The sequence below is a fragment of the Mesorhizobium sp. M5C.F.Ca.IN.020.29.1.1 genome (assembly GCF_003997375.1).
GTDB lineage: Bacteria > Pseudomonadota > Alphaproteobacteria > Rhizobiales > Rhizobiaceae > Mesorhizobium > Mesorhizobium wenxiniae.
On sequence record NZ_RZSW01000733.1, the window covers coordinates 1 to 2404 of the forward strand.

Sequence of the window (2404 nt, forward strand, 5' to 3'; positions counted from 1 at the left end):
ATCTCGAAGATCGAGGGCGCATTGGCGTAGAACGAGTCGGAGGTCGCGAAGAGCTTGCCGGCAGTGTCGCCGGCCGCTAGCGCCGAAAGCGCACCCCAGCCGAGCGGCGTGCCGTCTGGCGTGAGCTTTGCCGTGATCGTCGGGTAAGTGGCGGGACCCTCGGAGCGCTCGTAGATCATCACGTGCGAGCGGGCGAGCCCGTCCTCGACCAGGTCGGCCTCGTTGGCGGTGACCAGAAGATTGCGCGACGGGATCGCGACCAGGCCTTCCGGGCCGATGCCGGACGGCAGGATCTGGACGAACTGAGGCTCAGCACCCGCGTTGTTGTAGACGCCGACGACGGAGCCGCGCTCCGAAGCGACGAAAATCAGCTCGTCTTCGCCGAACGTGCCGATCTCGAGACCTTCCGGCTCGACGCCCTTCTTGTTGCGGTCGTCGGGATAATGGCCGGCATTGGCGACCTGGTACTCAAAGGACGGGCCGGATTCGTAGACAACCTCGCCCTTCTTGCTGAAGATTGTGAAGCCGCGCGAGCCGCCTTTGTAGTCGCCTTCGTTGGCGACGACGAGACGATCATTGTCGAGCCATTTCACGGCGTCGGGTTCGCGTGCGACGTTTTCGATTTTGCCGTCGAAGGAAAAGGCGCCGTTCTTCTTGGTGTCGATCTTGTCCAGCGTGACGGAGCCTGCGGAGAAGTGCGTGACGATCGCGCCGGTTTCGGCGTTGACGATGGCGATGTGATTGTTTTCCTGCAGCGTGACCGCTATTTCGCCGGCCTCGTTGAAGGCGACGAATTCCGGCTCCGGATCTTCCGCCGCAACTTCGGCAATGTCCGCCAGGTTCACGCTCTTCATCGTCGCGCAATCAGGCTGGCCTTCGGTCATCGTGAAAATCTTGAGGTCGCCCGCCGGCATCTGCGGAATTTCTCCGTCGTTCAGCTCCTCGTCGCGCTCGTTCTCGATGGCGATGGCCAGGAACTTGCCGTCCCTGCTGAACGCCAGCGAGTCCGGCTGGCCGCCGAGGTCGCAGGTGCCTTCGATCGCCTTGGAGGCAAGGTCGATCACGGTGAGGTTGCCCGAAGGCTTGGCTTTGCTCTTCGACGTGTTGACGCCGGCCAGCACCTTCCCGCCGATGACCACGACCGACGTCGGCTCGCCCTCGATCTTGACGATGCCGCCGGCCTTGGGCGCCTTGGGGTCGGTGATGTCGATGAAGCCGACCGCGCCGAGCGGGCTGTCGGAATAGACCAGCGTCATGCCGTCTTCGGTCGCCGTGATGATCTCGGACGAAGTCGGCGTGGTCTGCTCGACGTCCGCCGGGAGGTTTCCGGCGACGGCGAAGCTCGCGACCCGGTTGAACATCATGTCGGCATGGGCCGGCAGCGAAACGGAGGCAGCAAGCGCTGCCGTCAGGACGAAAAGCGCGGAATGGCGGGGCACGGGTGGCGTCTCCTGTTCGAATGGAAGCCACCTGCTTTGGGGGAACGACATTTCAAAGCGATGACGGATTCATGACAGTTCTGAGACAGCGGCTTTCTGCGGCCGCGATCAGCACCCCGCAGGCGCGAGCAGCAAGAAGGAACCCCTACTCCGCCTCGGCCACCATCTGCCGCCCACCAACCCAGTTCCGCCAGGCTCTCTCGTCGCCGTGGAAGACGTTGAGGTCGATGCGGCCTCTCACGCCGTGCGACAGGCCGGAGCCGGAATACTGCCAGAACACCCATTTGCGGCCGGGATAGACCTTTGACGGGTGCTGTGCCACCGCGCGCAGCCAGAACGGATAGTCGGGGAAAGCGCCTCTGAGATTGTCGCGGTAGAAATCGGGCGCGGTGTAGATGACGGGCCGCTGGCCGTAGTGGCGCTCGAGCTTGTCCATGAACACCTGCATCTTCTCCAGCACCTTTTGCCGCGACGGCCGCCGCTTGCAGCTGGATTCGCCGTTCCACTCGACATCGATCACCGGCGGCAAGGCGCCCTCGACCCTCGGCACGTTGCGGATAAACCAGTCGGCCTGCTCGCCTGCCGTACGGCACCAATAGAAGAAATGGTAGGCGCCGCGCTTGAGGCCGGCGGCGTCGGCATTGCGCCAGTTCTTCATGAACATCGGATCAAGATGATCGCCGCCATCGGTCGCCTTGATGTAGGCGAAGTTGGCGCCCTGCGCGCGCAGCTTTGCCCAGTTCACGTTGCCCTGCCAACGTGAAACGTCGACGCCGTGAACGGCGAGGTGCCTGGGCGAGGCCTTGCCGAAATTGATCGGCTTGGCGTCACGAAAACGGTAGCGCTGGACCGGCTCGGCGAGGATCGGTGCTGCTCGTGCCAGCCGCTTCGGCGCCACCAGGGCAATCGGCTCGACGGGTGGTTCGATGCTGTCGGCAGGCTCCGGAGTGGCCATCGCCACAGTC

General features: G+C 63.9%; 2 protein-coding genes. Both read right to left on the reverse strand.

Translation table 11 applies throughout. The annotated features are described in order from the left end of the window. Nucleotides 1–1439, reverse strand: a 1439-nt coding sequence (locus EOA85_RS32830; RefSeq protein WP_127212483.1) for an alkaline phosphatase, incomplete at its 3' end; no start/stop codon positions are given. Between the two features lie 145 nt (nt 1440–1584). Further along, the coding region (locus EOA85_RS32835; protein WP_206523427.1) for a GH25 family lysozyme at nt 1585–2404 on the reverse strand (820 nt) is incomplete at its 5' end.